The organism is Streptomyces sp. NPDC059900 (assembly GCF_050270335.1).
Taxonomy (GTDB): Bacteria; Actinomycetota; Actinomycetes; order Streptomycetales; family Streptomycetaceae; genus Streptomyces.
Window position 1 is genome coordinate 1 of sequence record NZ_JBNNJZ010000401.1, and the last position, 7,510, is coordinate 7,510.

The following is a 7,510-nucleotide window of genomic DNA, read 5'->3' on the forward strand; positions in this document are numbered from 1 at the left end:
GTGCTTCCCGATCCGAAGACGCTGAGCAATCTGCAGCTTTCCGAGCAGGCGTGTGCGTTGTGTGGCAGGCGTTTGTTCCGGGATCGGTTGCTGGGCTGCGTCACGTACCGGGACTGCTTCGGCAGGGAGGTCACGGCGGAGTTGTGGGCGTGTGCGCCGGCGTGTGCGCGGTGATCAGAACGTGCCGGGAGTGCCTCCAGGACACGGCCGAGGCCATCCCGGTCGGTCTTGAGCCGACGATCTCCTGCGGCGGGCGGGTGATCTATCTGTGCCCGCCGTGCCGTTCGGGCCTGGGAGTCGTGCCTTTGTCGCAGCACCCCGCAGGCTCCCTCGGCCGTCTGCTGTTCGAGGAGGGCTCGCCCTGGACCGGACGGTAGCGAGTTGGCCCCCCGATGTCCTCGCTGCCGGCCGTGGCGCCCCCGTTCCCGCGTGCTGCCGGGACGGGGGCGCCGTCGTCTGGCAGATGCAGCGCCCATGCCTCTCTGCCACGGCGCGCGGCGGATGACGGGATGTCGGTGACGCGAGTGCGGGTCGGGCGCGGCAGACGGATCCCGCTTGCTGGAAGTTGCTATACGGAAGATCTGCCCTTACGTGTTGGAGATTCCATCAAGACCCAACTAGCAGCATCTATATGGATGATGGCGTTGAATCGCCGTTCGCACTCTGAGGATTCTTCGCACTTGCATCTTGCAATGTGCGCGGGGATCAGGCGTAGTGGTACCTGCGCCCGCGCACTCCCGTACGCCGGGCCGGAATCTTGTGTCTGTCGTGAGGCGGGGTGGTCGTGGTGTTAGAGGAGCGTCGGCTGTGGAGCAGACGGCGGTTAGGGGCGTGCGCCGGAGCCTGCGCAACGGGCTTGCTGATCGTGGCGGCCTGCAGCGACTCGGGACACCACCCGGAGAGGGACGCGCGCCGGGCAGCAGGCGGAGCGTCACACCCCGTGGTGCCGGGGGTGTCAGGTACCGCAGTTCCCTCCGAGACGGCACAGGAACGGGCGATCGCTGCGTACCTGGGCATGTGGCAGGACGTGGCGGAGGCGGGAAGCGCCTCGGACTGGAAGTCGCCGCAACTGGCCTGGCACGCCACAGGACAGGCGCTGGATGCGATCTCTGGTGGGATGCACACGGACCACCGCAACGGCCTGGTGAGCCGGGGCCACCCGGAAAGCCCGCCCAGCGTGAGCCGGGCCGATCCGGCTGCTGACCCCACCCGGGTGGTCCTCTCGGATTGCCGGGACGCCTCCCGCTGGCTGAAGCACGGCCAGTACCGCCAGCAGAACGGCGACCACCCCGCCGGTTCGCCCCGCGAACGCCAGACGATCACAGCCGAGGTGACGAAGCAGCACAGCGGAGAGTGGAAGGTGACGCGCTTGGCGGACGAAGGGGCCGGATCGTGCTGAGGAGTCTGGCGTGCGCCACCGCGGCAGGCGCGACCGGGGGACTGCCGGCTCCGGGCGCTGTGCCGGACGGGGCCGGCATCGGCCGGGGACCCGTCGACGGCGCGCAGCAGGTGCACCCGGGATGCCGGCAAGGTGCCGGGATGCCCGCCAAGGGCGGGCGCAACCGGGCGCCGGGCCGCACCGTCCGGCCTGCCGCATGCACCGTGCCGGGTGACCGGACCGGCCCCCCGGCGCGTGGAGAGCCGTCCTGCGGGACTGCTGGCCCGGAGGCGGTGCGATGAGCGGGCCCACCAGCTGGAACCCGGCGCCGCCCGGCACCGCCGCGGGAGCACCGCTCCCGCACACCCGCACACCCCGCCCCGATCCGCGGGCGGCCGTCAGCCGACCCCCCGACCGGCCGGATGCGGGCCCGGCGCCCGCCGGAAGCGGCGCCGGCGAGCCGCTCAAGGAGCAGCTGCACCGCGAGCTCTCCCAGCGGCTGTCCGAGCGCCTGCACAGCCACCAGGCCCCCGGCCCGGCTCCCGGCCAGGCCCGGTGGACCGGGAGCGGGCAGCGCGCTGCGGCCGAGACGCTCCTGGCGGAGGCCGCCGAGGAGCACGCGCGCCACCAGCTCACGCGCGGCGAGCCGATGCTGCCGCCCGAGGCCGAGCAGCAGGTGATCACGGCGGTGCTGAACGAGGTGTGCGGACCGGACGCCGGGCTCGAGCCGCTGCTGCGCGATCCGGACGTGGAGACCATCAACATCAACGGTGACTGCGTCTTTGTGCGCTACGTTGACGGGCGCCGCGCCCAGCTGCCGTCGGTCGCGGCCTCGGATGCCGAGCTCGTCCAGCTGATCCGGGGCCTGGCCGCCCGTTCGGGGGCGCCGGAGCGCCGCTTCGACCGGGGCAGTCCCAGCGTCAGCTTCCAACTGCCCACGGGCGAAAGGGTCGTCGCGGTGATGGCCGTGTCCGCCCGGCCCTCGGTGTCCATCCGCCGCCGCCACCCGCGCGTCTCGCTGGCCGAGCTGCGCCGCCTGGGCACCATCGACCGCAGTCTGGAGGCGTTCTTGGGCGCGGCGGTCCGGGCCCGCAAGAACATGCTGGTGACCGGGGGCACCGCGAGGGGCAAGACCACCTTGCTGCGCGCGCTGGCCGCCGAGATCCCGCCCGCCGAGCGCCTGATCACCATCGAGGAGGTCTTCGAACTCGGCCTGGACGGTGACCCGCAGGCCCACCCCGATGTGGTCGCGCTGCAGGCCCGCGAGGCCCACCTGGACGGACAGAAGGCCGTCAGCCAGAGCGACTTGGTGCGCTGGGCCCTGCAGATGGCACCGGACCGGGTCATCGTCGGCGAGGTCCGCGGGCCCGAAGTGATCTTGATGTGCAACGCCATGAGCCGGGGCAGCGACGGCTCCATGGCCACCGTGAACACCTCCACCAGCCGCGGAGCCTTCACCCGCTTCGCCGCCTACGCCGTCCAGGGCGCCGAGCGGATGACGCCGGAAGCCACGAATCTCCTGGTCGCCTCGGCGCTGGACTTCGTCGTACATCTGGAGTGGTCACGGGACGAACCCGCGCAGCGCGTGGTGTCCTCCGTGCGGGAAGTCATCGGCGCCGACGGCCGGCAGATCATCTCCAATGAGGTCTACCGCCCCGGGCCCGCCCTGCGGGCCGAGCCGGGCGTGCCGTTGCGCTCCCAGACCCTGGGCGCCCTGACGGCCGAGGGCCTCGAGACGGGCCGCGGCGGGCTGGGGTGGCCGCTGTGAACACCCCGGCGCCCCCGGCGGCCCTGCGCACGGCCGCAACCGGCTCGGCACGCCTGCCCATGGCGGATGTGCGGCCGTGCCCGCCGCCTCCCGCTGCCCCGGCCCTGGTCGGCCGTGAACGCCGGTCGTGCACCGTGTGGCGCGCGCACCCGCCAGGACGGCAGGCGCCGCGCGCCGGTGCCGGCCCGAAGCGTGCCCGCCGGGATGCGGCACAGGCCGCCGTCTGGTCCGGCGGGCAGAGCCTGGCCGCCACCGCCCCCGGACGTGCCCGCCCCGTGCGCGCGGTGCACACCGCGCAACCCTAGGGCGTGCTGCCATGGCGCGCGGACGGCACACACCGGGCAGGCGGAAATCGCAGCGTGCACACGCAAGGCCGGGCGCCCAACCACCCTTCCGTGCGGCCCTGTTCGGGCGCAGCGTGCTGGCCGCCCTCCTTCTCATCGCGCTGGTGGCGGGCCTTCCGTGGGGGCTGTGCCGGTACGTCGGGTGGCCGCTGCCCGATCACATCCCGGCCGGGCCGGAGGCCGGTGCCCGGCTGACGGCACCGCCGGAAGCGTCGCTGCTCCTGAAGGTCCTTGCGTGCGCCCTGTGGGCGATCTGGCTGGTGTTCCTGGGCGGTGTTCTGCGTACGGCCGGCCAGGGCCTGCGACGTGCCGCCGACCGGCGTCGCCCGGCCATCGCCGGCGGCCCGCTGAAGGTGCTGGGGGCCGCCCTGCTGGGCGCAGCGGCGCTGGCCCTCCTGCCGGGCCGCGACCCGCAGGCCCACCTGTTCCCCGCACACAAGCGGCCGATCACCGCCGACACCCTGCGCAACCCCGCAGCGCCCTGGCGGACAACACGAGACGGCGGGGCCCGCGCCGCAAGCGACACCGCCGCACCCCGGGAGAGCACCACGGCCGCCATCGTGCGCCCCCCGCTCCACGGCGTCCACGACAGTCTCTGGCGCATCGCCGCGCGGCGCCTGCACGACGGCGACCGCTGGCCGGAGATCTACGCACTCAACTACGGGCGCCGCCAGGCGGACGGCCACGCACTGCTGGACCCCGGCCTCATCCGCCCGGGCTGGGTGCTGCGCCTCCCCGCCCCGCGCCCGGGCAAGGACCCCGAGCGCGGGCACCCACCCGTGCCCCCGACCCGCCCGGCCCCGCCCTGCGGGGGAGCAGGGACCCCGACCTCACCGGCCGCACCGCCCTCCCCGGCGCCGCAGCCCCGCAGCGACGCGGGCCTTGACCTGCCCCAGGGCGTCTTCATCGGAGCGGGCACCGCCACCGTCCTTGCCACCGCCCTGCTCCTCGCACACCGCCGCCGCCGACGGGCCCGACACCGGCCGGGCCGCAGCACAAACCAGGACGCCCGGCTCACACCGGTCATCCGCGCCCTGCGCCAGGCCAGCAAACAGACCCCGCCGCGCACCGCAACCGCCGGCCACCCGGCCCCAGCCGCCGGGCCCGGGACGCCCGGCAGCGGCAGCAGGGCCGGCAACACCGGCCGCGACGAGGGGAGAGGACCCCGAACACCGCACCCGACACCCCCCGCCCGTGTCCTGGGCGTCAAAGACGGCCGGGACCTGGCCTGGGCCCTGGCGCGCAGCCGCGGCCTCGGTCTCGTGGGCCCCGGCGCACTCGACGCCGCCCGCGCCCTTGTGATCGACCTGCTCACCCAGCCCCAACCAGAGGCAGCCGCGCCGGCGGAACTCGTGATGACCGCGCCCGACGCCCACCGCCTCCTGGGCCGGCACACCGCCCCGGCACCACCGCGGCGGCTGCGCATCGTCGCCAACCTGCCGCAGGCGCTACAACTGCTGGAAACCGAACTCCTCTCCCGTACCCGGGCACGCACCGACCACGGCACCGCGCCCGTCCCCTCCACCCACACCCCGGAGCTCGTGCTCATCGCCGCGGTACCCGCCGCACAGGAGCAGCCGCGCCTGCAGGCCATCCTCGACAACGGCTCGGCGCTCGGCCTGGCCGGCCTCCTGATCGGCCAGTGGCGCGCGGGAGGAACCCTGCGCATACGCCCGGACGGAACCGTAGGGGCCGCCAGCCCTTCGCACGCCGAACCCTTCGCCGGAGCCCGCCTGTTCACCATGCCGCCCCAGCCCGCCGCAGTAATCCTCGCCCTCCTGGCCGAGGCGGCCCCACAAGGGCCCGGCAGGCCGCCGACCGAGCAAAACACCGGCACACCCCGCATCGCGCCCGCGCCGCGGGAAAATGCCCCCGCGACACCGCCCCGGCCGCCCGGCGAGCACGAGGAGCAGGCCCCCCGCGCCAGGACACCAGACACGACCGTTCCCTCCGCAGACGCAGCGCCGGCCCGGCGAACCCCGGGCCGGCAACAGCCGCTACGGCTCTGCCTCCTGGGACGCCTCACCCTCACCTACCGTGCCCCGGACGACGCACAACCAGTCGACGTGACCAGCGCGTTGGCACCCAAGCAGCGCGAGCTGCTCGCCTACCTCGCCGTGCACCGGGAGGGAGCGCAACGCGAGCGACTGGCGGCAGCCATCTGGCCCCAAGCCCCCTACGGGCGAACATCGAATGCGTTCTACGCCACCTTGAGCCAGCTGCGCCGCAGCCTTCCCCGGGCCACGCACGGCGCGGTCCACAACATCGTCCAGCGCGCCGATGCGCGATACGAACTGGACCAACAGCAGGTCAGCGTCGATGTATGGGACCTCAGAGACGAGGTGAAGGCCGCCAGGACCAGGGAAAACCAGGACGAACGCCAGGCGGCCCTGTGGCGGGTGATCGCTCTGTACACCGGGGACTTCGCCACCGAGATCGCGGGGCCCTGGCGGGAAGAACCGAGCGAAGTCCTGCGCCGCGCCTACCTCGACTCCGTCAGCGCGCTGGTGCGCGCCCTGCGTGCCACCGACCCGAACCGAGCCCTCGACCTGCTGGAGCAGGCCCGCGAGCGCGACCGCTACAACGAGGCCCTCTACCGGGACATTGCCCGCATGCACGCGCAGCTCGGGGAACACGACGCGATTCCGCGTACCCTCGGGCTGCTCAAGAGGGCCCTGGCCGAGCTGGACCAGGTGCCCAGCGCGGTCACGCTCCGACACTTCGAGATTCTGCAAGCCCCCAAGGGGTGGGACAACCGCTGACTGGCCGGGCAAAACCAGGTGCGGCCCCTCGCCTTGGTGGTGTGGGATGCGGGACATGACGATCGTTCTGAACGAGCCCGGTGTCGAGGAACTGACCGGGGCCGTGGAAGCCCTTCGCGTATGGCAGGGCGATGACACGCCGCTGCAACTTCATCCGGGAGACCTCGGCTGGGCCTGGGCGCTGGGCGCGCAGCGGCTGGCTGCGGCCGTGCGCACCTGGAGCGCGGACGGACAGATCATCGCCGTCGGATACCTGGACGACCCCGACGTGCTGCGCCTGACGACCGCACCGGACCTGCGACAGGACGCCAACCTGGCGCACCGGCTGCTGGCCGACCTCAATGATCCACAGCGCGGGGTCCTGCCGGCCGGGAAGGTCGGCCTCGAAATCCCCGACGGCGCCCTGCTCCGCGAGGTCCTGCTGGAGGCGGGCTGGAGGCTGGACGAGCCGTGGACGCCGCTGCGCCGTGACCTCTCCGGGCCGGTGAAGGACTGCTGCCTGCGGATCGAGGTAGCCGGACCGCAGACGGCCGGGGTGCGCACCGCAGTGCACCGCTCGGCATTCGGCAGCCCGGCGTTCACCGAGGAGATCTGGCACGTCCTTGCGGCCGGGCCGGTCTACGCCGACGCCCGCTGCCTGATCGGCTACGACGACCAGGACAACGCGGTGGCCGCGGCGACGGTCTGGTCGGCCGGGCCCGGCAGGCCCGGCCTGCTGGAGCCGGTGGGCGTGCACGCCGACCACCGCGGTCGCGGCTACGGGACGGCGATCAGCATCGCCGCTGCGGCGGCGCTGCGGGAACTGGGTGCATCAAGCGCCCTGGTCAGCACCCCGAGTTCGAACGCTGCCGCCGTCGCCGCCTACCGGGCGGCCGGATACGAACCCTCGCCCCAACGGCTGGACGTCAGCCGGGCCGCCTGACGATGATCCGGCGGCGGGATCGGACAGGGGCAGGCCGCGGTCCGGTGATGGCCGGATGATTGGTCGTGGTGAACGGGTCCGGGTGGGCCGGCATGGCTGAGCGGGGGCGGGGCTATCGCTACGTCGGACCGCTTGAGCTGAGGGCTGCCGTCCGGCCCGGCCACGGCGGGCGCCGCATCAGATCGGCGGCTGACTTCAGTGGCTGGATCATCGAGCAGCCGGCGGCGGAGCTCGCCGAACCGTTCACCTTCGTGGTCGGCATGGACGGTGTGCTGCGGTTGGCGCCGCGGCGCAGCGAGCACGTGGCGTGCGCCGGCGCAGACATGGTTCTGGGTC

Annotated in this window: 5 protein-coding genes and 1 pseudogene; all 6 read left to right on the plus strand. The window is 73.6% G+C overall.

What is annotated here, in order from left to right; all coding sequences use genetic code 11:
- Nucleotides 1–170 precede the first annotated feature (170 nt).
- A complete protein-coding gene (locus ACQKIP_RS33980; RefSeq protein WP_365867153.1) occupies nucleotides 171–377 on the plus strand; it encodes a hypothetical protein in 207 nt (68 codons plus the stop codon).
- Between the two features lie 575 nt (nucleotides 378–952).
- Nucleotides 953–1,399 (plus strand): hypothetical protein, encoded by a 447-nt coding sequence (locus ACQKIP_RS33985; protein ID WP_365867151.1) that lies wholly within the window; start codon nucleotides 953–955, stop codon nucleotides 1,397–1,399.
- A gap of 277 nt (nucleotides 1,400–1,676) precedes the next feature.
- Nucleotides 1,677–3,146: a CpaF family protein gene (locus tag ACQKIP_RS33990; protein ID WP_427745029.1), complete on the plus strand. Its 1,470-nt coding sequence runs from the start codon at nucleotides 1,677–1,679 to the stop codon at nucleotides 3,144–3,146.
- Nucleotides 3,147–3,564: 418 nt separating this feature from the next.
- On the plus strand, nucleotides 3,565–6,252 hold the full coding sequence (locus ACQKIP_RS33995) for a hypothetical protein (RefSeq protein WP_365867147.1): 2,688 nt from the start codon (nucleotides 3,565–3,567) through the stop codon (nucleotides 6,250–6,252).
- A gap of 55 nt (nucleotides 6,253–6,307) precedes the next feature.
- Complete coding sequence (locus ACQKIP_RS34000) at nucleotides 6,308–7,174, plus strand: GNAT family N-acetyltransferase (RefSeq protein ID WP_365867145.1); 867 nt, start codon at nucleotides 6,308–6,310, stop codon at nucleotides 7,172–7,174.
- Between the two features lie 92 nt (nucleotides 7,175–7,266).
- Nucleotides 7,267–7,510 (plus strand): annotated as a pseudogene (locus ACQKIP_RS34005) (hypothetical protein); the annotation flags it as partial.